Origin of the sequence: Ruegeria sp. AD91A, from assembly GCF_003443535.1 — a bacterium.
In the GTDB taxonomy this organism is placed as follows: Bacteria; Pseudomonadota; Alphaproteobacteria; order Rhodobacterales; family Rhodobacteraceae; genus Ruegeria.
Genome location: NZ_CP031946.1, coordinates 2038883 through 2064134, shown reverse-complemented (window position 1 = coordinate 2064134; position 25252 = coordinate 2038883). Strand labels below are relative to the sequence as shown.

25 protein-coding genes are annotated in these 25252 nt (G+C 57.2%); 9 read left to right on the top strand and 16 right to left on the bottom strand.

The window, feature by feature from the left end:
- Window positions 1–28 precede the first annotated feature (28 nt).
- The 5 genes from D1823_RS10250 to D1823_RS10230 are packed head-to-tail and all read left to right on the top strand — an operon-like array spanning window position 29 to window position 6742.
- Window positions 29–2431, top strand: coding sequence for an FAD-dependent oxidoreductase (locus D1823_RS10250; protein ID WP_117869818.1), 2403 nt, complete (start codon window positions 29–31; stop codon window positions 2429–2431).
- Between the two features lie 2 nt (window positions 2432–2433).
- Entirely contained in the window at window positions 2434–3978 is a 1545-nt protein-coding gene (locus D1823_RS10245) for a trimethylamine methyltransferase family protein (RefSeq protein WP_117869817.1), read from the top strand.
- Window positions 3979–4653, top strand: a complete 675-nt coding sequence (locus D1823_RS10240) for a TetR/AcrR family transcriptional regulator (RefSeq protein ID WP_117869816.1) — start codon at window positions 3979–3981, stop codon at window positions 4651–4653.
- Window positions 4650–5954: an FAD-binding oxidoreductase gene (locus tag D1823_RS10235; protein WP_117869815.1), complete on the top strand. Its 1305-nt coding sequence runs from the start codon at window positions 4650–4652 to the stop codon at window positions 5952–5954. Before D1823_RS10240 ends, D1823_RS10235 begins: the two co-directional genes overlap by 4 nt.
- A gap of 56 nt (window positions 5955–6010) precedes the next feature.
- Window positions 6011–6742 carry a hypothetical protein gene (locus tag D1823_RS10230; RefSeq protein ID WP_117872836.1) on the top strand — a complete coding sequence of 244 codons (732 nt, stop codon included), beginning with the start codon at window positions 6011–6013 and terminating at the stop codon, window positions 6740–6742.
- 6 nt (window positions 6743–6748) lie between these two features.
- Here D1823_RS10230 and D1823_RS10225 read toward each other — a convergent pair whose 3' ends face one another.
- On the bottom strand, window positions 6749–7111 hold the full coding sequence (locus D1823_RS10225; protein ID WP_117872835.1) for a DUF3307 domain-containing protein: 363 nt from the start codon (window positions 7109–7111) through the stop codon (window positions 6749–6751).
- A 244-nt stretch (window positions 7112–7355) separates the two neighbouring features.
- Between D1823_RS10225 and D1823_RS10220 the strand changes: the two genes are divergently transcribed.
- Entirely contained in the window at window positions 7356–10352 is a 2997-nt protein-coding gene (locus tag D1823_RS10220; RefSeq protein WP_205511978.1) for a cyclic nucleotide-binding domain-containing protein, read from the top strand.
- Between the two features lie 3 nt (window positions 10353–10355).
- Here the strand turns inward: D1823_RS10220 and D1823_RS10215 are convergent, their stop codons facing one another.
- From D1823_RS10215 to D1823_RS10175, 9 genes are all read right to left on the bottom strand, one after another.
- Entirely contained in the window at window positions 10356–10643 is a 288-nt protein-coding gene (locus tag D1823_RS10215) for a helix-turn-helix transcriptional regulator (RefSeq protein ID WP_117869814.1), read from the bottom strand.
- Between the two features lie 112 nt (window positions 10644–10755).
- Window positions 10756–11988: a mandelate racemase/muconate lactonizing enzyme family protein gene (locus D1823_RS10210; protein WP_117869813.1), complete on the bottom strand. Its 1233-nt coding sequence runs from the start codon at window positions 11986–11988 to the stop codon at window positions 10756–10758.
- 19 nt (window positions 11989–12007) lie between these two features.
- Window positions 12008–13102 carry a Zn-dependent alcohol dehydrogenase gene (locus D1823_RS10205; RefSeq protein ID WP_117869812.1) on the bottom strand — a complete coding sequence of 365 codons (1095 nt, stop codon included), beginning with the start codon at window positions 13100–13102 and terminating at the stop codon, window positions 12008–12010.
- A gap of 82 nt (window positions 13103–13184) precedes the next feature.
- On the bottom strand, window positions 13185–14384 hold the full coding sequence (locus D1823_RS10200) for a TCR/Tet family MFS transporter (RefSeq protein ID WP_117869811.1): 1200 nt from the start codon (window positions 14382–14384) through the stop codon (window positions 13185–13187).
- Window positions 14385–14484: 100 nt separating this feature from the next.
- Window positions 14485–15198 carry an alpha/beta fold hydrolase gene (locus D1823_RS10195; RefSeq protein ID WP_117869810.1) on the bottom strand — a complete coding sequence of 238 codons (714 nt, stop codon included), beginning with the start codon at window positions 15196–15198 and terminating at the stop codon, window positions 14485–14487.
- Between the two features lie 11 nt (window positions 15199–15209).
- Complete coding sequence (gene pcaD, locus D1823_RS10190; protein WP_117869809.1) at window positions 15210–15998, bottom strand: 3-oxoadipate enol-lactonase; 789 nt, start codon at window positions 15996–15998, stop codon at window positions 15210–15212.
- A 60-nt stretch (window positions 15999–16058) separates the two neighbouring features.
- Window positions 16059–17033: a threonine/serine dehydratase gene (locus D1823_RS10185; protein ID WP_117869808.1), complete on the bottom strand. Its 975-nt coding sequence runs from the start codon at window positions 17031–17033 to the stop codon at window positions 16059–16061.
- Complete coding sequence (locus tag D1823_RS10180) at window positions 17030–17860, bottom strand: alpha/beta fold hydrolase (protein ID WP_117869807.1); 831 nt, start codon at window positions 17858–17860, stop codon at window positions 17030–17032. The genes D1823_RS10185 and D1823_RS10180 overlap by 4 nt, the downstream gene beginning before the upstream one ends.
- A complete protein-coding gene (locus tag D1823_RS10175) occupies window positions 17860–18546 on the bottom strand; it encodes a haloacid dehalogenase type II (protein WP_117869806.1) in 687 nt (228 codons plus the stop codon). Before D1823_RS10175 ends, D1823_RS10180 begins: the two co-directional genes overlap by 1 nt.
- Before the next feature lie 126 nt (window positions 18547–18672).
- On the opposite strand from D1823_RS10175, the gene D1823_RS10170 reads away from it, so the two are divergent.
- Complete coding sequence (locus D1823_RS10170; protein ID WP_117869805.1) at window positions 18673–19101, top strand: peptidylprolyl isomerase; 429 nt, start codon at window positions 18673–18675, stop codon at window positions 19099–19101.
- Between the two features lie 33 nt (window positions 19102–19134).
- Here the strand turns inward: D1823_RS10170 and D1823_RS10165 are convergent, their stop codons facing one another.
- The 4 genes from D1823_RS10165 to fabA are packed head-to-tail and all read right to left on the bottom strand — an operon-like array spanning window position 19135 to window position 21940.
- Entirely contained in the window at window positions 19135–19314 is a 180-nt protein-coding gene (locus D1823_RS10165) for a hypothetical protein (RefSeq protein ID WP_117869804.1), read from the bottom strand.
- Window positions 19315–19372: 58 nt separating this feature from the next.
- The gene (locus tag D1823_RS10160; RefSeq protein ID WP_117869803.1) at window positions 19373–20164 is read right to left on the bottom strand and encodes an enoyl-ACP reductase; all 792 of its coding nucleotides are present in this window, start codon (window positions 20162–20164) and stop codon (window positions 19373–19375) included.
- Window positions 20165–20169: 5 nt separating this feature from the next.
- Entirely contained in the window at window positions 20170–21399 is a 1230-nt protein-coding gene (gene fabB, locus D1823_RS10155) for a beta-ketoacyl-ACP synthase I (protein ID WP_117869802.1), read from the bottom strand.
- A 31-nt stretch (window positions 21400–21430) separates the two neighbouring features.
- Window positions 21431–21940, bottom strand: coding sequence for a bifunctional 3-hydroxydecanoyl-ACP dehydratase/trans-2-decenoyl-ACP isomerase (fabA, locus tag D1823_RS10150; RefSeq protein WP_117869801.1), 510 nt, complete (start codon window positions 21938–21940; stop codon window positions 21431–21433).
- Window positions 21941–22126: 186 nt separating this feature from the next.
- Here fabA and irrA point away from each other — a divergent pair, with 186 nt between their 5' ends.
- Window positions 22127–22543: an iron response transcriptional regulator IrrA gene (gene irrA, locus D1823_RS10145; protein WP_117872833.1), complete on the top strand. Its 417-nt coding sequence runs from the start codon at window positions 22127–22129 to the stop codon at window positions 22541–22543.
- A gap of 4 nt (window positions 22544–22547) precedes the next feature.
- Here the strand turns inward: irrA and D1823_RS10140 are convergent, their stop codons facing one another.
- Window positions 22548–23444 carry a LysR family transcriptional regulator gene (locus D1823_RS10140; protein WP_117869800.1) on the bottom strand — a complete coding sequence of 299 codons (897 nt, stop codon included), beginning with the start codon at window positions 23442–23444 and terminating at the stop codon, window positions 22548–22550.
- A gap of 84 nt (window positions 23445–23528) precedes the next feature.
- Between D1823_RS10140 and D1823_RS10135 the strand changes: the two genes are divergently transcribed.
- Entirely contained in the window at window positions 23529–24326 is a 798-nt protein-coding gene (locus D1823_RS10135; protein WP_117869799.1) for a phytanoyl-CoA dioxygenase family protein, read from the top strand.
- A gap of 6 nt (window positions 24327–24332) precedes the next feature.
- Here D1823_RS10135 and D1823_RS10130 read toward each other — a convergent pair whose 3' ends face one another.
- Window positions 24333–25196, bottom strand: a complete 864-nt coding sequence (locus tag D1823_RS10130; RefSeq protein WP_117869798.1) for a hypothetical protein — start codon at window positions 25194–25196, stop codon at window positions 24333–24335.
- Window positions 25197–25252 lie beyond the last annotated feature (56 nt).

The following is a 25252-nucleotide window of genomic DNA, read 5'->3' as shown; positions in this document are numbered from 1 at the left end:
TCCTTAGACTTTGTTCAGGGAGGTCGGGATGAAGTCCCAATATCGCGTAGTGGTCATCGGAGGAGGCGTTGTAGGGGCGTCGGTTCTGTATCATCTGGCCAAGTTCGGCTGGTCGGATGTCGTCATGCTGGAGCGGCGGCGGTTGGCGTCTGGTTCGTCGTGGCACGCGGCGGGTGGCATCCATGCTTTGAACGCTGATCCGAACATGGCGTCTTTGCAGGCCTATACCATTGATCTGCTCAGCGAGATCGAAAAGGAATCGGGCCAGAATATCGGCCTGCACATGACCGGTGGTCTCACGCTCGCCGGAACCCCCGAACGGTGGGAGTGGTTACAGTCCAACTACCGCATCTTCCAGTCCATCGGCATCGACGATTGCGAATTGTTGAGCCCGGAAGAGGCGCAGAAGCGTTGCCCGATCATGTCCACGGATGGTGTTCTGGGTGCGATGTGGGCAGATCGTGAGGGCTATATCGATACAACCGGCACCGTTCAGGCTTACGCGACCGCGGCCAGAAAAAGAGGTGCGGAATACTACGAGGAAACCAAGGTTGAGGAACTGATCCAGACGGCGGATGGCTGGCAGGTGGTGACCGACAGGGGCACGATCACCTGCGAACATGTGGTCAACGCCGCCGGTCTGTGGGCCAAACAGGTGGGACGCATGGCGGGGGTCGAGCTGCCGGTTTCTCCGCTGAAACACCACTATCTGATCACCGACACGGTGCCCGAGGTTGCGGCGGCCGATTTCGAGATGCCGATGACCGTGGATCTGGAGGGCTTCACCTATATGCGGCAGGATCAAAAGGGTGTTCTGGTCGGCATCTACGAGGTCGATCACGAGCACTGGGCCATGGACGGTGCACCCTGGAATTATGGCGAAGAACTGTTTCAAGAGCAGCTGGACCGTATCGAAAACGAGCTGATGCTGGGGTTCGAACGCTATCCGGCGATCCAGAAGGTCGGTATCAAGACATGGGTGAACGGCGCGTTTACCTTCTCGCCAGACGGAAACCCGCTGGTCGGCCCGGTGCCAGGCAAGCGCGGCTATTGGACCGCCTGTGCGGTGATGGCCGGGTTCCTACAAGGCGGCGGTGTCGGTAAGACGCTGGCCGAATGGATGATCCATGGCGAGCCTGAGGCAGATGCCTGGCCAATGGATGTGGCACGGTACGGCGATTTTGCACAGAACAAGCGCTATATCCGCGAAACTACCGGCCAGTTCTATTCCCGCCGCTTCGTGATGACCTATCCGAACGAGCAACTGCCCGCAGGGCGGCCGCTGAAAATGGCCCCGGCGCATGACGCGATGACCGAGGCAGGGTGCAAATGGGGCGTGAGCTGGGATCTTGAAGTGCCGCTTTATTTCGCGCCGAAAGGGTTCGAGGAAACGCCAACTCTCAAGCGTTCGAACGCGCATGACATTGTGGCCGAGGAATGCAAAGTGATCCGCGAAGGTGCGGGCTTGCTGGATATTTCGGGCTTTTCGCGATTCGAGGTTTCCGGTCCGAACGCGGAAGACTGGCTCGACAATGTCATGGCGTCGAAACTGCCCGGCCCGGGTCGCGCCAAGCTTGCCCCGATGCTGGGTGAAGACGGACGCCTGAAGGGCGATCTGACCGTGCTCAACTGGGGCGACGGGACCTGGTGGATCATGGGCAGCTACTATCTGCGGGCTTGGCATATGCGCTGGTTCGACGATCACGTGACGGATGGGGTCAATATCCGTGATTTGGGCGAGGAATACTGTGGCTTTGCTGTGGTCGGGCCGAAGTCACAGACGGTTGTCGAAAAACTGGCGGAACAGGATATCTCGGGCTTGAAATTCATGGGCTGCGGCGATTTCGATATCGGCCTCGTGCGCGCCCGGGTGGCCCGCATGTCGGTGACCGGAGAAAAAGGGTACGAGATCAACTGTCGCTATGGCGACCACATCAAGCTGCGCCGCATCTTGCTGGAAGCGGGAGCCGAGGAAGGTATCCGCGAATGCGGCTTCAACGCGATGTTGTCAACACGGCTTGAGAAGAGCTTTGGCATCTGGTCGGCGGAATTCACGCAAGCCTATACACCGGGTATGACCGGAATGGATCGCTGGATCGACTGGGACAAAGACTTTGTTGGAAAGGCGGGCGCGCTTGCCGAGCGCGACGGCAACGGCCCCGCGCAAGTTCAAGCGACACTGGAAATTGATGCTCTGGACGCAGATGCCAGTGGATACGAACCGGTCTGGGCAAATGGAGAGCGCGTAGGTTTCGTAACCTCGGGCGGTTACGGGCATTATGTTGGCAAGTCCTTGGCAATGGCCCTGATCGATCGGGACAAAGCCGAATCGGGCACGGAACTGTCCGTCCACGTGGTGGGGGTTGAACGTCCGGCGCGCGTGATTGTGCCGTCGCCTTATGATCCTCAGGGCAAAGCGATGCGAGGCTGATCATGACTGCTCCGGAGCGAGGACGCCGACGGCGGGGGCGGGGGGCTGAAGCCGCCCCGCAGCCCAGCCGCGATGTGAACTATCGCCACCTCAGGAATCCTTTTCCATTGATGGAAGTGTTCCCTGTCGACCAAATCGCAGACATGCATGACACCGCGTTGCGGATACTGGAGGAGTTGGGGGTAAAGACCCTGCTTCCCGAGGCGCGGAAACTGTTCAAACAGGGCGGCGCGCGGGTGGATGAAGACAGTGAGATGGTTTTTATCGGACGCGAGATCGTCGAGACCGCTATCGCCTCAGCGCCCAAATCCATTGCCTGTCGCGCCGGTGCCCGGCGTCGCGATTTCAATCTGGAATTGGGCTCGTTGGTATTCCAGCCCGGAGCCGGTGCCCCGAATGCCACCGATCTTGAACGCGGTCGGCGCCCAGCGACGGGTCAGGATTATCTGGAATTTCTGAAGCTCACGCATCATTTCGACGTGTTTCAGATGATCTCGCCTCAGGTTGAGCCTCAGGATGTGCCGACCCATCTGCGTCACTACTTCACGACCCGGGCGCAGATGGAACTGACGGACAAGTTTCCGTTCTTCTTTTCGCGTGGAACCCCGCAGGTGATGGACTGCTTTGAGATGCTGACTACAGCACGCGGTCTTTCGGATGATGCGTTCCGGGGCCATGCGCATTGCTACACGATCATCAACACCAACAGCCCGCGCACGTTGGATATCCCCATGGCGCAAGGTCTGATCGACTTCGCCCGCCACGGCCAGATGTCGATCATCACACCATTTACCCTGATGGGCGCGATGGCACCGATCACCGTGGCCGGGGCGATCACCTTGTCTCATGCCGAGGCCCTTGCCGCGCTGACTTTGACCCAACTTGCCAATCCTGGTGCTCCGGTCTGTTATGGCACGTTCACCAGTAATGTTGACATGAAGTCCGGTGCGCCCGCCTTTGGGACGCCGTCGCACTTTCAGGCATCGCTGGCTGCGGGCCAACTGGCGCGGCATCTTGGATTGCCCTGGCGGTCGGCTGCCGGATCGGCGTCAAACATCAACGATGTACAGGCCGCAAACGAGAACCAGTTTGGGCTTTGGGGATGCCTTATGGCCGGCGCAACGGTGATTATCCACTCTGCAGGCTGGTTGGAAGGCGGGTTGACGGTTTCCTTCGAAAAGCTGGTCTGCGATGCGGAAGTTCTGAACATGGTCGCCGAACTCTGTGCGGGTACGCAGGCGGGGCCGTCCGAGATTGGGTTTGAAACTGCATTGAGCGAGGTTGAACCCAGTGGTCACTTCTTTGCATCAAGCCAGACGATGGAGCGCTACAACACTGAATTTTATCAACCGCATGTCCATGATTACGCCAATTTCGGCACTTGGGCCGAGCGTGGTTCGGTGGACGCAAGTCATCGGGCGACGGACGTTTGGAAGGGCATTCTGAATGACTTCCAAGCGCCCGCTGTCGACAATGATCGGATAGGTGATTTACATGACTTCATTGCCCGTCGTACCGCCGAGGGCGGTGCACCTCCGGAGAGTTGAATGAATACGAAACCGATCCTTCATCGTGATGACCCTGAGGCCGAACCCTTGGTCGGCAACATCAAGGTCACGCGTGACGACTGGCTGAACGTGGCGATGGATGTGCTGGTTTCGGACGGGGTGGACCAGATCAAGGTTCTGAACCTGGCCGAACGGATGGCGGTATCCCGATCGTCTTTCTATTGGTACTTCAAATCCCGACAAGAGTTGCTGGATGCATTGCTGGCCCGCTGGCAGGCGACCAACACGGCCGCTTTGATCGCGCAGGCCGAAGCCCCGGCCAAGACGATCACAGCGGCCGTCTGCAACGTGCATCGTTGCGTGGTGAATACCCAGTTGTTCGACACCGCGCTGGATTTTGCCGTACGTGATTGGGCGCGCAAGTCGGGCAAGGTGCGACGTACGCTGGACCAGTCGGACGCCCGCAGGCTGGAAGCGCTGCACGCCATGTTTGCCCGCTACGGATATTCCGAGATCGAAGCCGAAACCCGGGCACGCGTGCTGTATTACATGCAGATTGGTTATGATCTGGCGCAATTGAACGAACCCATTGAGATGCGGCTTTCGATGGTGCCACATTACCTTTACGCCTTTACCGGTGTCGAGCCGAAGCCTGAAGAAGTTGAAGAATTCAGCGCATACTCCCTGCGCTTTTGGAAAGGAAACCAGACATGAGCCAACCAGACGCAATCATCATCGGTACTGGCGTGATCGGCGCGGCCATTGCGTTCGAGATGTCCAAAGCGGGATGGAAAACCCTGTCATTGGATCGGAATTCTCAGGTCGGGCACGGTTCTACGGCCGGGTCCTGTGCGATTGTCCGGATGCATTATTCCACTTTCGATGGAACCGCGTTTGCCTGGGAAGGATACCACTACTGGCGCGACTGGGCTGAGTATCTTGGCTTGCCGGAGGACGCGAACCTTGCGCAGTTCCGCGAAACTGGTTGCCTGGTCATGAAGACCGAAGCGAACGGGATGCTGGAAAAGCACATGCGCAATTCGTCCGATTTGGATTGCCCGTTTGAGGAATGGTCAGGTGAAAAAGTGGTTGACCGCTTGCCGGTTTATTCGCTGGACAGCTTTGCCCCGGCGCGGCGCATGGATGATCCGGAATTCGGCCAGCCCAACGGGCGCAAGATGTCGGGCGGTGTGTACTGGCCTCAGGCGGGATATGTCACAGACCCTGCCTTGTCGGCGCAGAACCTGATGGATGCTGCGAAACAGCACGGGGCCGAGCTGCGTACCGGCGCTGAAGTCACGGAAATCCTGACCGAGGACGGGCGTGTTTCCGGTGTCAAGCTGGCTTCGGGCGAGGAAATCCACGCCAAAGTCGTTGTCAACGTTGCGGGACCGGGTTCGGCCTTCATCAACGGGATGGCCGGTGTTCTGGACGATATGACCATCAAAACCCGGCCCTTGCGGCAGGAAGTCGTGCATGTTCCCGCCCCGGAAGGGTTCGACTTTGAAAATGACGGAACCATCGTCTCGGACAGCGACATTGCCTGTTATTGCCGCCCGGAACACGGCAATCACATCCTTGTTGGATCGGAAGACCCGGAGTGTGATCCGCATCAGTGGTGCGAGGACGATGTGAACTACAATCGGGAATTCACCGACCAATGGACCACACAGGCGATGCGGTACGCGCAGCGTGTGCCCAGCCTTGGCATTCCTTCAAAGACGCGCGGTGTAGTTGACCTGTATGATGCTTCGACCGACTGGATTCCGATCTATGACAAATCCAGTCTGCCGGGGTTTTACATGGCCTGTGGTTCCAGCGGAAACCAGTACAAGAACGCGCCGATTGCGGGCAAGATGATGGCAGCGCTGATCGACTACTGCGAAAGTGGCGCGGATCACGACGCGAACCCGTTGCAGTTCGAATTGCCATACATCAAGCGGACAATCGACGTGGGTTTCTACTCACGCAAACGCCCGATCAATGAAGAAAGCAGTTTCTCGGTTCTGGGCTAGCCGCGTTACGCAAAAGGTCTATGTCGTGTGGGGCTGTTAACAAGCGTGGCCCCACTATGACCGACCCAAAGACCACCGTATTGATCCTTGGTAGTGCCCCTTCGGCGCTGGCGGCGCGGACATGGTCGCGCGTGCCATTCACATATGTCGTTGCCATCAACAACGCGTGGCGCATCCGAGACGACTGGGATTACCTGATCCATCCTGAAGATTTCCCGGCAGAGCGCCGCCCTGCGGTCGTCCTCGGTACTCAACACATAGTCACTGCCGACGAATACGTCCCCAGACAGAATCACTATGGTGGGTTCGTCTACGCTGGCGGAACGATGGCTTTCACGGCTGGATATTGGGTTTTGTCAGCTCTGGAACCGGATGTACTGGCGTTTTTTGGCTGCGACATGATGTATTCAGGTTCGGGGCGAACGCATTTTTATGGAAACGGCACTGCAGACCCGTTGCGAAAGGATGTGACACTGCGCTCGCTTGAAGCGAAATCCGCACGGCTGGGGCTTTTCGCGGGCGCTCAGGGGTGCAGAACCGTGCGGTTGTCCAATGGGCCGAGTCGGCTGGTTTTCCCGTCAGCCAGGATATCCGACCTGACTGCAGCACCGCTTCCCGCTGTTAGTGCCATGCAAAAAGCAAGGCGTTTTGAAAACGACCTTGGATACTATGTTGCCTCGGGTCGGTATTGGGAAGTTGAGCACCGGTTCGACCCTGATGAGATTGATGTGCTGGATCGGATGTGGCTGTCGGCCTATCGGCTTGGTGTATTGGACCATGCAGCCTAGCACGGATCAGGCGGCGGCGAAGGTGACCCACGCCCAAACCATCGCCAAATAAGTCAGGTTGTGCATCAACTGATCTAAACCTGCCGCGCGCCAAAAAGCGGCTTGCGTTGGCTCAAGCCGCTTTTTGTCTGAATAGCTGGCTTTGATGTAATCGATATTGAAATGGATAAACCACTCCAGCGCCGCGATGATCAGAATGAAAAGCAGCGGTGCGCCGAATACCAAAAAAACGACGACAGAACCCACAACATGCACAGCGGCATGTTGCGCGCGTCCCAAATGAAAATACTCACCCCGGCCGGAGAGCATCTTCGGTGTCTGGAGGTAGTAGTCAGCGAACATATGCTTGATCAGCAAAAGACAAAGCATAAGAAACACTGCGCCAAAACTGGCTGCCAAAAGAACCCTCCCGATATCGTTCTCAGGCCAACATTAGGCAATAAAACGGGCTCGCGTAAATGAACTAGTTCACATTACATCAAGAAATTTTCCAAAAGGAAAAAATTTGCTTATCCTATCTGGATGACATTTGATTCATGCTGTTGAAATTGCATGCATTACGTTCAATCCGCGTCGTCGGTCAGCAGCAGGGGCAGGTTCCATAGAACGCACAATATTCCGCTTTATCTGGAAATACTCCAAGCGCGAACAGCTGATCCTGCTGGCCGTGACGGCGACGTTGTTTCCGTTGCTGTACCTCACTCTTGAGTTGCCAAAACGAATAATCAATGACGCGATCGGGTCGTCCACCTCCGAGGTGACAGTCTGGGGCTATTCTATGTCGCAGACCAATTTTCTGATTATTCTGTGCTTTGCCTTTCTGGCGGCAGTGCTGTGCCATGGCCTGATGAAAATGCGCATCAACACCATGAAAGGTGTGCTGAGTGAACGGATGCTGCGGCGCTTTCGCTATCAGTTGATCAATCGGGCGCTGCGCTTTCCTCAACCCTATTTCGAGCGAGTCAGCCAGGGCGAGATGGTGTCAATGATCACCGCCGAAAGCGAGCCGATGGGCGGCTTGATGGGCGATGCGATCAGTCAACCGGTTCTTCAGGCCGGGCAAATGATCACCATACTTTCCTTCCTGTTCCTGCAAAGCGTCTGGTTTGGGCTTGCCGCTGTGGCCCTCATTCCGTTGCAGGCCTGGTTGATCCCCAAACTACAGCGCCAGATCAACCTGCTGAACAAAAAACGCATTCAGGAGGTTCGCGTTCTCGCCGCGCAGATCGGCGAGAACGCGGTGGGCGCGTCCACCCTTCGGACCAATGGCGGCTGGCGTTATCGGCGGTCGATGATCTCTGAGCAATTGGGTCGCCTGTTCGGCATCCGTTTCCAGATCTATCAAAAGAAGTTCTTCATGAAGTTCCTGAATAACTTCATCTCGCAGCTTACACCATTCATGTTCTACCTGATTGGCGGTCTGTTGGTGCTTCAGGGTTCAGTTTCGCTGGGGGCGCTGGTTGCCGCATTGGCTGCGTACAAGGATCTCAGCTCGCCATGGAAAGAGCTGCTGACCTACTACAACCAGACCCAGGACATGTCGCTGCGCTGGGACGTGGTCATTGACCGGTTTGCTCCGGCCGGAATGCTCGATGAAACCTTGTTTGAAGGTGAACCTGCCAAGTGGCCACACCTGAACGGCAAAATTGTTTTGGATCATGTTTCGGTGCGGGACATGGATGGCAATCAGGTGCTTGATGATTTGGACCTCAGCTTTCCTGCCGGGAAGACAATTGGTATCGCCGCACCCAGTGAAGAAGATCGACGCGCCATTGGCGAATTGCTGACACGGGAAATACGGCCCAGTGCTGGTCAGGTGCGGATCGGAGATCTGAAACTGGCTGAGTTGCATCAGGCAGTTGTCGCCGTACGTATCGGGTATGTCACATCGCGCCCAGTCATGTTTCAGGGTACGTTGGGCGACAACGTGATGATGCCGATGCGGTTCAAACCGCTGACTGACTCCACGGACGATCCGGATTTTCTCGAATCCCTGAGGGCGGGGAACAGTGCTGACCCGTTCAGGGCGGAATGGCTTGATCCATCTCTGGCCGGCTTTCAGGACGCCGCAGAATTGCGTGCCTGGTGGTTGCAGTTGATTGATGGAATGGGCTTTGGCGCAGCGCTGTTCCAACGGGGCGCGGAACAATGTTTTGATGCGGCCGAGCATTGTGAACTGGCAAAGAAACTGATCGAGTTGCGCCCGCTTGTGCAGCAAGCCGTTCGTGAAGCGGGACTGGAACAACAGGCACTTGTCTTTGACCGGAACGCGTATAACGCGGCCCTGCCTGTGGCTGAAAACCTGCTTTTCGCAACGCCACGTGTTCCTGTGACACAAGCTTTGCTTGCGCAACAGAAGGTTTTTCTAGGACAGTTACGCGAATTGGGGCTGGACGAGACATTGATCGCGTTGACCCGCGATGTGATCGAAATGCTGCGCCAGATCTTCGGGATCGATGGAACGGACCACCCGTTGTTCCAAAAGCTCGGTCTTGACGCAAAGACCTATGAAGTCGCGGTGGATCTGGTGGACCAGACCCGCAAAGAAGGTTCGGACGGGCTGGATGACGAACAGTTGGCCAATATGCTGGCCGTCCCTTTTGTGATCTCTGCCGAACAGATCGGGCCTGCGTTCACGGACGAACTGAAGGATCGCATCCTCGAACTGCGGCACAGCCATTCCGAGAAACTGATGGAGCGTTTGAAGGACGTCTTCGTTCCACTGGATCCGGACGTCTTTGCGCCTGGATTGACGGTCATGGAAAATGCGCTGTTCGGGAAAGTCAGCCAAATTGGCGGGGCCCGTTCGGATGAAGCCCGCAAGCTGATTGTCGATGTGTTGGCGGAAAATGGCGCGCGGCCATTGGTTACTGAGTTGATTTATGATGTTCAGGTTGCTCTGGGCGGTCAGAATCTTCCGGCGGTGTTTGCCGAACCCTTGGCCTTTACACGTGCGGCGATCAAGAAACCTGATATTCTGATTCTGGAAAACGCACTGGCCAGCTATGACATGAAAACGCAGGTGGCCGTCTTTAAACGGCTCCGTGAACTGCTGCCGGAAACCACCGTTGTCTATTTGAATGATCGGTTCGAAAACCCCGGTGCATTCGACATGTACGTGGAGATCATGCAAGGTCGTGTGGTCTCGGACGGAGGACCCGTGGAAGTGGAGGAAGACAGTGCAGCATCGGCAGATTTGACGCGGAAACTACGCGCCTTGGAACAAACCCCCTTGTTTTCTGGTCTGGATCGGCGGCAGCTGCGTCTGCTGGCCTTTGGTGCGCGCTGGTTTGATGCCGAGCCAGGGCAAGTGGTATTCTTGAAAGATGACCAGCCCACCGACGGCGCCTATGTGGTTTTGGAGGGCGAAGCAGGTCTTTACCTGCCACAAGAACAGGGGCCTGACCAATTGATCACCAAAGTCGGGCCCGGCGCTTTGGTCGGAGAGTTGGGCCTGATCAGAAAAGAACCACGTGCGCTAAGCATGGTGGCAGAAACCCCGCTTTCCTGTTTGCGGATCGGTGAAGAAGAATTCCTTGCCGTTGTGGAAAACGATGCAGCAACCGCGTTCAAGCTGTTGCAGGTTATTGCCGGATATGTGTCCAATTAGCGATCAGCAGTCCGTGTCGCAGAACAGATCGTAAAGCAGACGGATCACTTTTTCAGTGTTTCCGTCGCGCAATGAATAGTAGATCGTTTTGCCTTCCCGACGCGTCGAGACCAACTCTTCCTCGCGCAGGCGGGCCAGCATCTGGCTGACTGCGGCCTGCCGCAACTGAAGTAAATCTTCAAGCTGGCCGACGGATTTTTCACCACTACCAAGATGGCACAAGATCATCAGGCGCCCCTCATGCGCCAGTGTTTTAAGAAATGCAGCCGCGCGTGCTGCACTATCTTTCATGTCCGACGGAGCGTCTGTTAGGTGTGCCTGAGGTCCGGTTTCGTTTAGTGCCACTTTCTGACCGTTGTATCGTGATTTGTGATGGCAATATGCATCAAGGCCACTGGTATTGTCACCCCTCGGTTGCCGGAGCACCCCCGTGAAAAGCGTTGCCGTCAACGTAGTCGCATGGGTCCTCCTGCATTTGCAGATGCAACCCTTCTCCGTCATATGCGTGCGCGCGGGCCAGGTCTTCGTCGACATCGATCCCAAGGCCCGGAGCTGTCGGGGCGGCGACGAACCCATTCTCGATCCGGATCGAGCCCTTGATCAGTTGATCGTGGAACGGTGTTTCGATGGTTTCTAAAAGCAGCAGATTGGGAATGGAAGCGGCCAGATGGATGTTGGCGGCCCATTCGACCGGACCGGCATACAGATGCGGTGCCATCTGAGCGTTGAAGACCTCGGCCATGGCTGCGACTTTTTTCATCTCCCAGATTCCGCCTGCACGTCCCAGCGCCGGTTGCAGAATCTCGGCTGCTCCGGCACGCAGGACGGCTCCGAATTCTGCCTTCGTGGTCATCCGCTCTCCGGTAGCAACCGGTATGCGTACGTTGCGGGCGACGCGGGCCATATCTTCGATATTGTCAGGCGGTGTAGGTTCCTCGAACCAAAGGGGCTGATATGGTTCCAACGCCTGTCCCAGCCGAATAGCCCCGGCCGTGTTGAACTGGCCATGTGTGCCGAACAGAAGATCCGCCCTGTCCCCCACGGCCTCGCGGATCGCTTTGCAGAAGGCGACGGACATGGAAATGTCACTCATCGCGGGCATATGGCCGCCGCGGATCGTATAGGGACCGGCCGGGTCGAATTTCACGGCGGTGTAGCCGCGGCGCACCATTTCCGCCGCCGTTTCGCCCGCCTGTTCGGGAGAGGTCCAGAAATCGTTCAGGTTGTGCTGAGGCAGGGGATACAGGTAAGTATAGGCCCGAATCCGGTCATTCATCCGGCCACCCAGAAGCGCGTGGACCGGCCTGTCCCGGTCTTTGCCCAGAACATCCCAGCAGGCAATTTCCAACCCCGAGAACGCACCCATCACCGTCAGGTCCGGGCGCTGCGTAAAGCCGCTGGAGTAGGTGCGACGAAACATGAGCTCGATGTTCTCGGGGTTCTCGCCCAGCATATGTCGTTCAAACACGTCCTGAATGACATGACGCATCGCCTCGGGCCCCACGGACGAGGCATAGCATTCACCCCAGCCGGTGATGCCGGTATCAGTCGTCACTTTGACAAGTATCCAGTAGCGCCCTCCCCAGCCCGGAGCGGGCGGGACGGTGACGATGATGTCGAGATCCTGCAGTTTCATCCCAAATCCTTTCGGTGGGTCAGGTCCTGTCGAACAGGATTACATTTCGCTTGGCCGATCCGGTTTTGGTGTCGGCGATGGCCTCGTTGATCTGATCCAGTGACCAGCGGCCCGAGATCAGCTCATCCAGTTTCAGCCGTCCCTGTGCGTAAAGGTCCACCATCCAGGGTATGTCACGCTGAATGACAACGTCGCCCATTTTCGACCCGACGACGCCCTGACCCAGGGCTGCCAATACAACGGGTTCATAGCTGGCCATGTCACCGGAATGTGGCATCCCGATCATGATCGCCTTACCGCCGCGCCCAAGATAGCGCGGGGCCTGATCATAAGCGGGAATCGCGCCGACGGTGATCAGAACGGCATCGGCACCGCGTCCACCCAGCGCCCTGTATGCGGCTTTCCATGGTTGATCCAAGCTGGCCAGGACGCCGTGGGTCGCGCCGAACTCTTTGGCGATCTCAAGCTTTTCTTCGGTCATGTCCACGGCCACGATCCGCCGCGCGCCTGCAATCCGCGCGCCTTGAATTGCGTTCAGGCCAACCCCGCCCGCCCCAATGACCACAACGTCCTGACCGGGGCGCACGCCTGCCGCATTCACCGCAGCACCAACCCCAGTGATCACGCCGCAGGACAGCAGGCTGGCCAGTTCCTTGGGCAGGTTTTCGGGGATTTTGACAATCTGGCGGTGGCTCACCACAACCTTTTCGGCAAAGGCCCCGCATGCCATCGCCTGTTCGAGTGGGCCGCCGTCGCTCGTTTTCAATGGTCCTTTGACAGTATCGTACGGTGTTTCGCAAATTGTCGGTTGCCCGCCTGCACAGGCAGGGCAAGACCCGCAGGCGCGGATCAGAGTCACCACCACAGGGTCGCCGACTTTGAAATCTCCTGCGGCCTCTCCGACCGCGCTGATCACGCCTGCGGCTTCGTGCCCGTAAACGGCTGGCAGGAACCCTCCCCATGCTCCGTCAGCATATGAAATGTCCGAGTGACATATGGCAACAGCCTCCAGTGTCACCTCGACCTCGCCCGTGCCGGGGGGCGCCAGATAGACTTCTTCGATCACCAATGTCTCGCCAAATGCCCGGCAGACTGCTGCTTTGATTTTTTGCATGTTTTTCCTCACTCCGGTTGGGTTCACGGTGGCGTGGGAAAAGGCGGCTCGCAAGGCAGAAACCGCCATTTGCGTGTCGTTGTTACGCTACGGCAGGCCGGGACCGCCTGAACAGAAGAAATCCTGCCAGCATCAACAAAAGTGCCAACAGAAAAGGGGCGCCGGGCAGGTAGAGCGGGGTGTCGGGTCGAATGAACTGCGCGAATACGCTGGTCATCACCAACGGTGAGATCACCATGGAAAGCGCATGCAACGCAGTCAGGACACCTTGCAATTCGCCTTGCTGCGAATCTGGTGTGGCCCTTGACATCATTGCCTGAAGGGCGGGCGTGATGACCGCCCCAATGACGGTAATTGGGATGAGAAGCAGTGCGATCAGGCCGTTGGTCAGAAAGGCCAGAATGGCAAAGCTTATGATCTCAAAAACCATGCCATAGATGATTGTACCCCGCTCGCCCAAAAGCCGGATGGCCGGGCGGATCAGGCCGCCTTGCACGACGGCCATTCCGATACCATAGACACCAAGAGACAGGCCGATCATTTGTGGTGACCAACCGAACCGCTCGGTTGTGAAGTAAGACCAGATGGCGGGATAGACGTAGATTGAAACCGAATACAGGAAATAGACCCACAGCATCGGCCGGATGCCCGGCAATGCTGCAATGGCGCGAAGCGAATTCACCGGATTTGCGCGCCGCAGGTTGAAATCACGCCGGTTCTCGGCGGTTACCGTTTCAGGCATCACGAAGTATCCGATGCAAAAGGTCAGCGCCGCCAACCCTGCCGCAGCCCAGAATGGCGCCCGGGTTCCGAATTCGCCAAGCAATCCGCCAATCACCGGACCCAGGACGAAACCTACGCCAAAAGCCGCGCCCAGAAGGCCGAAATTTGCGGCCTTGTCTTTTGGGTCGGACACATCCGCCATGAAAGCCGCGGCTGTCGAATGGGTGGCCGCCGTAATGCCTCCGATGATACGACCGGCCAGCAAAAGCCAGATGCTGCCCGCCACGGCCATGACGACGTAGTCCAAGGCCATCACGAACAAAGACACCAGCAATACGGTTCTGCGCCCATAAGCATCGGACAGGTTTCCCAGAATGGGCCCAAAGATGAATTGCATTGCCGCAAACGCTGTACTCAGGACACCGCCCCAGATTGCGGCATTGGCCAGGGAGCCGCCCTGAACCTCGACAATCAGTTGCGGCATGATCGGCATCACAAGACCAATGCCCATGGCATCGATCATGACGATGCTGAGGATGAAGAAAAACGGCAGACGCATGGGACCAGAACAAATGAGTTGTGTGCGGCACCCTATTCATGCTCGACGAATGAGGGAAGAGAGAGTTCGCCCTCACAACCCATGTCGTTAAGACAGGTTACTAGAGTTTGCCTGCCAGTTCGGACAAAAGCTCAGCCAATTCCTGCGGATGTGAAAAAAACGGTGAATGTGAGCTGTCGATTGTGCGCCGAAGATCTTCGGGAACGCAGGCACTCATTTCTGTCTGGTACTCGGTTGGAATCGTGCGGTCATCGGTTGTTCGGATATAGGCCTTGGGGACTTTGGCAAAGCGCGGACCGACTGGCAGCGGTGTTTCTTGTGGGTGGATGGCTTGCGGACACAGGCGCGCGTACGCGTAAGGCAGGATGTCGTTCGGGCAGTCGTGATAAAACAGCTTTGGGATGGCATCTACGGACACGGTGTAGGAAAGCCCGTCTGCAGATTTTTCTACCGCGTGAACTATGGTTTGCCGCGGCCCGCGTCTGCGCATTTCTGCCATCGAAAGACCATCCCGAGGGACATAGGCGCACAGGTAAATCAAGGCGCGCATCGCATTTGGACGCGCCTCGGCTGCTGCGCTGATCGGAAAGCCGGCCCAGGAATGGCCGACGATGATCGTATCGGGTGTACAGGCGTTCAAAATGGCATCGCGGCAACTGTCCAGCGTGACGTCGGCCACCGGCGTGGGGTCTGCACCATGGCTGGGCATGTCGATGGCGCGGGCGCAATGGCCCAGGGTTTCCAAAGCTGGGATCAGGTCGCGCCAGCACCAGGCGCCGTGACACGAGCCATGGACCAACAGGAAGGACGCCATGTCATTCTCCTTCAGACATGTCCGATTTCGGTCAGAAATCCGGTCAGGATTTCTGCGTATTCCGCGGGTTTCTCAACGCAAGGCAAATGTCCTGCGCGGCGGATCAGCCGAAATCGGGATCCGGGAACAAGATCAATCGTTTCCCGCACCAGATCGGGCGGGGTAGATCCGTCTTCGCTGCCCGCAATCCCAAGCGTGGGCAGGCGCAGGCCGCTTGTGGGTGTATAAAAGTCGGTACCGGCAATGGCGGCACAGCAGCCCAGATACCCTTCGACTGGTTGGCTGACCATCATATCGCGCCAGGGCAGGTAGTTTTGCGCGCGGCGGTATTCGCGAGAGAACCAGCGCTCCATCGTGGCATCGGCCAGAGCCTCGATCCCGCCCTTTCGCACCGCCTGAATGCGCTCTTGCCAGACCGAAGGCGTGGCGATCTTGGCAGCGGTGTTCGACAGCACCAGCGCACGAATCTGGTCCATGCGTTTGACCGCCAGCCCTTGCGCGATCATCCCGCCAATCGAGAGGCCGACAAAGGCGCAATCGCGAACCTGAAGGTGATCCAGCAGCGCCTCTGCATCCCGCACCAAAGTGCCCATCGAGTAGGGTGCAGGCGGCACCGAGGATTGCCCGTGCCCACGCTTGTCATATCGGATGATGCGCAGCCCGTCGGGCATGTATGGCAGCACCGCATCCCATAGATGCAGGTCGGTTCCCAGGGAATTGGCAAACACAATGGGTGCACCGTCCGTGGGGCCGTCGATGCGATAGTTCAGCTTCACGTCGCCCAGATCAGCGGTCATCATGACAAAGGTCCTTGTCGTCACGGCGTTCCTGGTGCAATTTGCACGGCTTTGGTATACTTGTCAGGTCAGGAATTCCAACGCCTTAGCGAATATTTCCGGACCGACATTACCGCCCGAGGTGACGACGATCACATCGTCACCCTCGATCTCGTTGCCCCGGAAAAGGGCCGAGGCCAGCGCTACGGCACCACCGGGCTCCAATACGATTTTGAGGCGCAGAAATGCATGTGCCATGGCCTGCAACGCCTCTTCTTCGGTGACAGACATTCCGGGCCCACAAAGACGATGAAGAATCGGAAAGGTGATGGCGCCAGGCTGTGGTGTCAGGATGGCATCGCATATGTTTCCTGAAGCCGCAGTGTTGTTTTGAATTTGACCTGACGCCAATGATCGTTTGACGTCGTCGAACCCTTCCGGCTCACAGGGCCGCGCCCGCAAGTTCGGCGCGTGTTTTTCCAATGCCAGCGCAATGCCAGAGGTCAAACCCCCTCCGCCGCAACAGATCAGAACATCCGCATGCGAAACCCCAAGTTCCGCAGCCTGCTTCGCTATTTCAAGCCCAGTTGTGCCTTGCCCCGCGATGACCTGCGGTTCGTCATAGGGGCGGATCAGGGTCAGACCACGCTCTGCCGCGATGGCTTCGCCAATCTCCTCCCGGCTTTCATTCGCGCGATCGTACAAAACGACTTCTCCGCCCAGCGCGCGGGTATTGTCGATCTTGAGTTGCGGCGCGTCTGACGGCATGACGATGACCGAGGCAATACGATGTTTCGAAGCAGCCATCGCAACGCCCTGCGCGTGGTTGCCCGATGAATATGCGATCACGCCGCGCTTGCGTACGCCCTCATCCAGCGCGGAAATGGCCGACCACGCGCCGCGAAACTTGAAACTGCCGGTATGTTGCAGGCATTCCGGTTTGACCCAGATTCGGCGGCTTGCGAGGTTGTCGAGAAAGGGCGACGACAGGATCGGTGTTTCGCGGACGTGTCCTTTCAGCCGATCTGCGGCGGCTTCGATCATCTCAAGTGTGCTCATGCGGCGTTCTTCAATACCTTCTGTATCAGGTCCAGTGATTGGGGTTCGTTCAGGAACGGAACATGCCCACGATCGGGCACTTCGACCGAAATCAGACCGGGAAGGCAGCTGTGCATCTCCGTCAGCGTGTTCGAGCCCAGAATATCGGAATTTGCGCCCCGGATCACACCGGTGGGAATGTCGCGCAAGGCTTTAAAGAGTATCCATAGATTAGGTGCTGTCCCGCTTGCAGCTTGCTCAAGAAGCGCTTTGCGCAAGGCTGGATCATATCGAAGTTTCAGCCCATCGTCCCGCATTTCATACTGAATTTCAGCCTGTTTGCGCCAGGTTTCCAACGGAACTCCGGGAAATTGCGCTTCCATGACGTGTTTCAATGCAGCGGCAGCTTCATCATGGGTTTTGGCAGCGGGTCGTGTGCCCACGTAGGCCATGATTTTAGCAATACCCGTCGGCTCGATAACTGGTCCCACGTCATTCAGAATAACAGCGGCAAGACGTTCAGGATGGCTTGCGGCCAGCGTCATGGCGATCAGTCCGCCGCGCGATGTGCCCAGAATGGCGGCTCTCTGGATTCCCAGAACGTCCAGCAGCTCAATCGCGTCATGGGATTCGCGAAAGATGTTGTAGTTCATGTAATCGGGATCATATTCCGAACGGCCGCGCCCCCTGTAATCCATAGTGATCATGCGCAGGTCAGAGGCATATGGCGCAAAGAATGAAAAATCCCGGCTGTTTCGGGTCAGGCCGGCCAGACACAAAAGCGGTGTGCCGGTCCCGGTTTCCTCATAGTAGATGCGCCTCCCGTCCGTTGTCATGAATTCTGGCATCAGAGACCGGCCAACTTGGGAACCGAGGTCAAATCGGACAACACATGTGCAGGTGTCCACGGAAGGCGGTCCATAGGTTCAGAAATCCGATTGACCCATGCGGTTACAAAACCGTACCCGCTGGCCCCGGCAGCATCCCAACCATTTGAGCTGACGAACAAAACCTCATCGCGGGCACAGCCAAACCTTTCTTGCACCAGATCATAGACGCGGGCATGGGGTTTGAAGATGCCGACACTTTCGACCGACAGAATATCATCCAACACATCGCCAATCCCGGCAGATTGCACTGCGCCTTCCAACATGGGGGGCGAACCGTTGGACAGGATCGCTGTCCGCAGCCCACCATCCTTGAGGGTTTTCAACATGGCAGGAACCTCGGGGTAAGCCTGCAACTCCCAATAGAGATCAAGCAGACGCTGGCGCAGTTGCGGGTCGCCTTGCAAGCCCGCGGCTTCCAAGGCCCAATCCAGCCCGTCCTGGGTGACATCCCAGAAGTCCGCATGCGCATCCGCTACGGCGCGTAGCCATGTGTACTGCAGCTGCTTCAGGCGCCAATGTCCCGCGACTGTGGGCCATTTGTCTTTCAGCGCTTCAAAGCCCGGCTCGTCTGCCGCCTGTCGGGCAGCCGCAGCAACATCGAACAATGTACCGTAGGCGTCGAACACACAGGTCGTGATCGCCATATGATCCTCCTCTGATTGCGCGCAGGTTGGCACATCGGGGAATGGGGTGAAAGGGCCGAGGCTTTACAACATTGTGTCAACCTCTAGGGTTGGCCGCTTAACCCTTTAGAACGGCCGGAGGCCACGATGACTGAAATAAAACAGGGCGACACGGTTCGCATTCACTACACCGGGACGTTGCTGGACGGAAAAGTCTTTGACAGCTCGGACGGGCGTGACCCGCTGGAATTCGTGGTTGGGTCGGGCCAGATCATCCCGGGTTTGGACAGTGCCATGCCGGGTCTGTCCACCGGGGACAAGACGCGGGTCGAGATTGCCTGCACGGACGCCTACGGCCCGATCAACCCTGCAATGCGTCAGGAAATTCCCCGCGAAGGTATTCCGGATGACATTCCTCTGGATCCCGGGACACAGTTGCAGATGCAAACACCAGAGGGTCAGGCCGTGCCGGTAACGGTCGTGGATTCGAACGAAGCCACTGTTACGCTGGATGCAAATCACCCGCTGGCCGGGCAGGATCTGGTTTTCGAGATCGAAGTCGTTTCAGTCAACTAACACGAGGTTCGGGCTGGATGTCCGGCCCGTATCTCAGCCCATCAGAGAGTGAATCGCGGCACGCATCTGTGGCTGAGTAAAGAAGACAAACACCAGCAACAGTGAAGTCAATGTTAGCAAAAGCACTCTGGCCCGTTGGCTGAGAAAACTGGGCTTACGCCGGTTTTGCGTTGCGCGTGCATTGTTTGCAATGATTTGGTCTAGCTTGCTCATATTGTTTTCCTGCCGCGAAATGATGGTGAAATCTGGGCAGCGGCAGGGAAAGAAATAGTCACATGGCTTCGGGTTGAGGCATGCCCAGTACGTGGAAACCACCATCAACGCGGATGATCTCACCTGATGTGCAGGCACCTGCATCCGAGGTTAGATACACTGCGGTACCGCCGACCGCTTCAAGTGTTGCGTTAGAACGCAACGGCGCATTCTGATCGCAGAACTTGTAGGTCTTGCGCGCGCCGCCAATGGCTGCCCCGGCGAGAGTCTTCATCGGTCCCGGGGAAATTGCGTTTACGCGGATGCCATCGGGCCCCAGATCGTTGGCCAGATACCGGGTTGCCGATTCCAGCGCAGCCTTTGCGACACCCATCACGTTGTAGTTCGGTACAACCCGGTTGGATCCCTGATAAGTCAGGGTCAGCAGGGAACCGCCATTGTCTTTCATCAAAGGATAGGCGCGGCGCGCGACCTCTATGAAGGAATAGGCCGAGACATCCATCGAATGCTTGAAATTCGCGCGTGTGGTATTCAGGAAACGACCTGTCAGCTCGGACTTATCCGAATATGCGATAGCATGGACCAAAAAATCGATGGTGGGCCAACGTTCGGCCAGTTCGCCAAAAGCGCGATCCAGCGACTCGTCGTCGGTAACATCCGCATCGACCATGAAATCGCTGCCTAGGCTCTGAGCCAGCGGCTCCAACCGTTTGCCAAATGCCTCGCCCTGATAGGTGAAAGCCAGTTCGGCACCAGCCTCGTGCATGGCCTTGGCAATGCCCCACGCAATCGAGCGGTCATTGGCCACGCCCATGATCAGGCCGCGTTTACCTTTGAGAAGATCCGACATTACTTTCACCCGTTATACTTTGACAAAACCATGGACCCGTTTGTGCCGCCAAAGCCGAAGCTGTTGGTCATGACACTGTCCAGTCCTGCGTTTTCAACCACTTGAGTTGCAATTTCACCGGGCTGAATGCCTTCGGCAAGCGTATCGACATTGATCGATGGTGTAATGAAATCGTTTTCCAGCATCAGCAGGCAGAAAATCGTCTCAAGCGCGCCCGCCGCGCCCTGAGCGTGGCCTGTCATCGACTTGGTCGACGAGATGGGTGGCACATTGCCTTCGCCAAAGATGCGACGCACGGCCTCGACCTCACCCACATCGCCGACGGGGGTCGAGGTGCCATGGGCATTGATATAGCCAACCTTGCGCCCCTCGAGCACGGTATCCAGAGCTAGACGCATCGCGCGCTCGCCGCCCTCACCTGAAGGGGCAACCATGTCGTGGCCGTCTGAAGTTGCGGCATAACCTGTAACTTCAGCATAAATTTTGGCGCCGCGCGCCAAAGCGTGGCCCAGCTCTTCCAAAACAACGATTCCACCACCGCCCGAGATCACGAAACCATCGCGGTTTTCGTCGAACGCGCGCGAGGCTCTGTCGGGTGTGTCATTATATTTCGACGACATCGCGCCCATTGCGTCGAACAGGCAGGACAGGGTCCAGTCAAGTTCCTCTCCGCCGCCGGCGAACATCACATCCTGCTTGCCCAGCATGATCTGTTCGGCCGCGTTGCCAATGCAATGCAGCGAAGTCGAGCAAGCGGACGTGATCGAATAATTTATGCCCTTTATCTTGAATGCCGTCGCCAGATTTGCCGAAATCGTCGAGCACATGCATTTCGGCACGGCAAATGGCCCGATCCGCTTGGTCGCGCCTGTCTTCAGAACGGTCTGATGCGCCGTCAGCATGGCGCTGGTCGATGGTCCGCCAGAACCTGCAACCAGCCCGGTGCGGGGGTTGACGATCTGGTCTTCTGTCAGCCCTGAATCGGCAATCGCCTGGCTCATGGCGATATGTGCATAGGCGGCCCCGGGACCCATGAAGCGCAATGTACGCTTGTCCACATGCTGGGCCACGTCGATCTTGAGCGTACCTGCGATCTGGCTGCGAAAACCATGTTCGGCCATCTGCTCGCTGGCCACGATCCCGGATTTGCCTGCTTTGAGCGAGGCCAGAACCTCTTCAGCATTGTTCCCGATCGAGGACACAACCCCCAGACCGGTGACGACTACTCGACGCATGTGCGCACTCCTTATTTCAGACCGTTCAGGTTCAAGCCTCGGATAGAACGACCTTCATGTCTTTGACATCATAAATCATCTCGCCATCGGCTTCGACGATGCCATCTGCCACACCCATTGTCAGGCGGCGTGTTTGAATCGCTTTTTTGAATTCGATTTTATACGTCAGCATCTTACGGTCCGGGCGGACCATGCCGGTCAGCTTTACTTCACCTACGCCGACAGCCATGCCGCGCCCCTGCCAACCACGCCAGCCAAGGTTGAATCCGGTCAGTTGCCACAGCCCGTCAAGGCCCAGACAACCAGGCATGATCGGGTTGCCGGGGAAGTGGCAGTCAAAGAACCAAAGGTCAGGTGTGATATCAAATTCGGCCAGCACATGGCCTTTGCCGTGCAGACCACCATCAGCCGAGATGTCGGTGATCCGGTCCATCATCAACATCGGTGGGGCGGGCAATTGTGCATTGCCGGGGCCAAATAACTCGCCACGAGCGCATTTCAGCAGATCATCTTTGTCAAAACTGCTTGGGAACTGGGCCATTCTGCCGCCTTTCCTGCCGGGGGTCTGTCTTTACATCTGGCCTCGTCTAGCACCCGTTTGCAAGGTCCTGCAAGAGCAGCTCGCCACATCATGTTGTGTTGACACTTATCTTGCGAATGAATTTCATTTGAAATTGCCGGTGATGCGCCCCTATATATAAAGGCAGCAATAATGGGTATCGGATCGATGACACCTCAGAGCCGCGAAATCGCAACGGGTTGGCTGGTGAATGCCGGCTTGCGACCGACGCGTCAGCGCGTGGCGCTGGCCGAGCTTCTGGTGGGCGACGGCCGACATCGCCATGTCACTGCTGAAAGCCTTTTTGAATCGGCGAAGGCGAACGGGGATGCCGTGTCTCTGGCAACGGTCTACAACACTCTGCGTGCGTTTTGCGATGCAGGTGTGCTGCAGGAAATTACGGTGGACGGATCCAAGAGCTACTTCGACACGAACACGCATGATCATCCACATTTCTATTGGGAAGACGACGCGCGGCTAAGTGATGCGCCGTCGGATCAGCTTGTCATTCAGCGTCTTCCCGAGGCGCCGGAAGGTGTCGAAATCGCGTCTGTCGATGTCGTCATCCGCTTGCGCAGGAAATAAGATCTTAAACGCCCGTCAGTCCGGCCAGCAAAACGTGTTCCGCCTTTCCTATGACCGGGTCAGCTGGACCCGTTCCGTGGCGTGCCAGAACAACGGATTCTGCTGCGTCCCGATCGGTGATAGGCACGCTGACCAGACGCTTGGTGTCATAGCTGAAGGTGCTGGGTGGGCTGGCATAGCTGATCCCGATTCCCTCACCATGAGCCGCAAGGCTGCGTTGAATCTCTAGTGAAGCCGCCCGGTGTGCGACGGACGGGCGTAGACCGTTTTGCCGAAACAGGCCAAGAATATGTTGCGCCGACAAGCCTTCCGCAGACAAAATCAGCGGGTAGCTTTCCAGCGCAGCAAGAGTGACTTCGGTGGTTGTCGCCAGTGGGTGATCCGGGGGCATCAGGGCCTTCGGCCTGCTGTCGAACAGTTTTGTACGAGCGAACCCAGCGTCCATGGTCAGGTCGTAGGTAATCGCGATGTCAATCTGACCCTCCATCAATCCATTCAGCAGTCCTTCGAAAGACTCCGCCACGTATGTAAGGTTGATATCGGCGAAGGTGGCGCGAAGATGTTGCAGGGCCGGAGCCAACAGGAAGGGGGCCAGATCCGTAAAGCAGCCTAATCTCAGTTTGGTTGTTTCCGGTACGGAGGTATCGGACGCCTCGATTCGGGCAGCATTTTTCAGCAGGACCTCAGCCCGGTCTATGAAACTACGCCCCTGAGGTGTCAGCGCCATGGCCGCCCCGCGCCGGCGGACGAATAACGGATACCCCAAATGGGCTTCAACGCGCGTCAGAGCAGTAGACAAGGCTGGTTGTGAAACATTGAGATGTTGGGCTGCCGCCGACAAACTGCCGTGGCGCCCGACTGCACAGACATATTCATATTGGCGCAGCGAAATATATAACATGAGGTTAATAATAGCTTCTAAAGATATGATTTGAACAGAATACATTTTTCAGAGCAATAAACAGAAAATCCATAGGAGCCTCTGATGCCACACTCTCTTGTTTCTCAGCAGATGATCGATACTTATCAGGCGGATGGCGTCGTGCTGATCAAAGGATTGTTCGCGAACCACGTGGATCAGCTGCGGGACGGGGTGGCTGCGAATATGACCGATCCCGGCCCGTACGCGTCCGAAAACAAGAAGGCCGGTGAAACAGGTCGTTTCTTTGATGATTATTGCAACTGGACCCGGATTCCACAGTTCCGCGAGGTGATCGAGACCTCTCCCGCGGCCGAGGTTGCAGCTGATCTGATGCAATCGAAAAGCGTTCAGATGTTTCATGATCACGTGTTGGTCAAAGAACCCGGAACGTCGATGGCGACACCGTGGCATCAGGATGGTCCCTATTATTTCGTCGAGGGTCAGCAGACGATCAGCTTCTGGTCTCCGCTTGATCCGGTCAGGCAGGCGACCCTGCGTTGCGTCGCCGGGTCACACCGTTGGGAGAAGGAGGTTCTGCCGACCCGATGGGTTTCCGAAGAAGGCTTTTTCGCGGATGAAGGTCAGTACATCCCAGTGCCGGACCCGGATGCCGAGGGTATGAAGGTTGTCGAATTCGAGATGGAGCCCGGCGATGCCGTTGCATTCAACTATCGCACGCTGCACGGCGCGCGCGGAAACCAGTCAGACAGCCGTCGCCGCGCCTTTTCACTGCGGCTGGTAGGCGACGATGCCCGGTATGTAGAGCGCCCCGGCCGAACCTCGCCCCCGTTTCCCGGTCATGACATGACGCCGGGACAGCGCCTGCGCGAGGATTGGTTTCCGATATTGTTGCAGCGCTAAGCCGGCTCAGAACCACTGACCTGATTCGATCAGCCCGAGATCCAGCAACTGGCGTGACCGCCATTCAAACGGCACCGAATTGCGCCAGCGAAAGCTGCGGATGTCAAATGTTGACCCAGCATTGGATTTCAGAGCTTTCGCGGCCCGGAAGGAACAGATAGCGGCCGTTAAGTTGTGGTGCCAGGGACAGGAATAGGTATTGTATTCCGGTTCGTTAAAGGTGTGGTCGGGTCTCAGCACCAAGTTTTTTTGAGCCTTGAACAAAGCGATGCGGTCGATCCTGCGACGTTCGTAAGGAATGTGGTCCTCGAATCGCCACCGCAACCCACCGGAAAGATCTACCTGACGGTCCAGCGGTTGGCCGCTTGGGTCGTGGCGGGTATGGGCGTAATACCCTGCGCTGTCGAACATGGCCTGATCTGGGGCCACGCCGTTGGGATTTGCGGTCAGATCCTCTGCGTAAAGGTCGAGGACATAGCTGAGCATCGCATTGCGACGCTCTTCACTGTGAAAGACCAGCATCTCGCCCACGCTGCGTGTTTCGCAATATGGAAAAAACAGGTATTCGGCGTTGTAGCAATAATACATCCAGATACCGGGTGCGGCCTGAATGATCCTGTTTATTGTTTCAAACACAACCAACCGCGGAACACATTTCAAACGGACCCGATGGACCTTGGCGGACAGGTCATCAGTCAGATGAAACTCGTCCGGCGCAAATACGATGACTGATTTGAAGCCCAGCATCAGATGATGATGCAGCGTGCTGGCCAATTCCACCTCGTCCTCGGCAAAAATCAATGCAACCGGGCCCTTGGCCAATGCGGCTTGGCCCGATTTAAGGAAATGGTCGAGGGAATCGTATGTCATCGGGTGCTTTTGGGTCCGGCTTTGCTGGAAAGTCCTGCCAAATTCGGGTAATTGCG

Excerpts from the sequence above, each read along its gene's own strand:
- fabB (WP_117869802.1), bottom strand. The coding sequence starts at position 21,399 with ATGCGTCGAGTAGTCGTCACCGGTCTGGGGGTTGTGTCCTCGATCGGG.
- D1823_RS10175 (WP_117869806.1), bottom strand. The coding sequence starts at position 18,546 with ATGGCGATCACGACCTGTGTGTTCGACGCCTACGGTACATTGTTCGAT.
- D1823_RS10160 (WP_117869803.1), bottom strand. The coding sequence starts at position 20,164 with ATGTCGGATCTTCTCAAAGGTAAACGCGGCCTGATCATGGGCGTGGCC.
- D1823_RS10240 (WP_117869816.1), top strand. The coding sequence starts at position 3,979 with ATGAATACGAAACCGATCCTTCATCGTGATGACCCTGAGGCCGAACCC.
- D1823_RS10140 (WP_117869800.1), bottom strand. The coding sequence starts at position 23,444 with ATGTTATATATTTCGCTGCGCCAATATGAATATGTCTGTGCAGTCGGG.
- D1823_RS10245 (WP_117869817.1), top strand. The coding sequence starts at position 2,434 with ATGACTGCTCCGGAGCGAGGACGCCGACGGCGGGGGCGGGGGGCTGAA.
- D1823_RS10215 (WP_117869814.1), bottom strand. The coding sequence starts at position 10,643 with ATGAAAGATAGTGCAGCACGCGCGGCTGCATTTCTTAAAACACTGGCG.
- D1823_RS10225 (WP_117872835.1), bottom strand. The coding sequence starts at position 7,111 with ATGCTTTGTCTTTTGCTGATCAAGCATATGTTCGCTGACTACTACCTC.
- D1823_RS10130 (WP_117869798.1), bottom strand. The coding sequence starts at position 25,196 with ATGACATACGATTCCCTCGACCATTTCCTTAAATCGGGCCAAGCCGCA.
- D1823_RS10235 (WP_117869815.1), top strand. The coding sequence starts at position 4,650 with ATGAGCCAACCAGACGCAATCATCATCGGTACTGGCGTGATCGGCGCG.
- D1823_RS10200 (WP_117869811.1), bottom strand. The coding sequence starts at position 14,384 with ATGCGTCTGCCGTTTTTCTTCATCCTCAGCATCGTCATGATCGATGCC.
- D1823_RS10185 (WP_117869808.1), bottom strand. The coding sequence starts at position 17,033 with ATGAGCACACTTGAGATGATCGAAGCCGCCGCAGATCGGCTGAAAGGA.
- irrA (WP_117872833.1), top strand. The coding sequence starts at position 22,127 with ATGACACCTCAGAGCCGCGAAATCGCAACGGGTTGGCTGGTGAATGCC.
- D1823_RS10195 (WP_117869810.1), bottom strand. The coding sequence starts at position 15,198 with ATGGCGTCCTTCCTGTTGGTCCATGGCTCGTGTCACGGCGCCTGGTGC.
- D1823_RS10210 (WP_117869813.1), bottom strand. The coding sequence starts at position 11,988 with ATGAAACTGCAGGATCTCGACATCATCGTCACCGTCCCGCCCGCTCCG.
- D1823_RS10180 (WP_117869807.1), bottom strand. The coding sequence starts at position 17,860 with ATGCCAGAATTCATGACAACGGACGGGAGGCGCATCTACTATGAGGAA.
- D1823_RS10205 (WP_117869812.1), bottom strand. The coding sequence starts at position 13,102 with ATGCAAAAAATCAAAGCAGCAGTCTGCCGGGCATTTGGCGAGACATTG.
- D1823_RS10135 (WP_117869799.1), top strand. The coding sequence starts at position 23,529 with ATGCCACACTCTCTTGTTTCTCAGCAGATGATCGATACTTATCAGGCG.
- D1823_RS10230 (WP_117872836.1), top strand. The coding sequence starts at position 6,011 with ATGACCGACCCAAAGACCACCGTATTGATCCTTGGTAGTGCCCCTTCG.
- D1823_RS10170 (WP_117869805.1), top strand. The coding sequence starts at position 18,673 with ATGACTGAAATAAAACAGGGCGACACGGTTCGCATTCACTACACCGGG.
- pcaD (WP_117869809.1), bottom strand. The coding sequence starts at position 15,998 with ATGATGACCGCTGATCTGGGCGACGTGAAGCTGAACTATCGCATCGAC.
- D1823_RS10165 (WP_117869804.1), bottom strand. The coding sequence starts at position 19,314 with ATGAGCAAGCTAGACCAAATCATTGCAAACAATGCACGCGCAACGCAA.
- fabA (WP_117869801.1), bottom strand. The coding sequence starts at position 21,940 with ATGGCCCAGTTCCCAAGCAGTTTTGACAAAGATGATCTGCTGAAATGC.
- D1823_RS10250 (WP_117869818.1), top strand. The coding sequence starts at position 29 with ATGAAGTCCCAATATCGCGTAGTGGTCATCGGAGGAGGCGTTGTAGGG.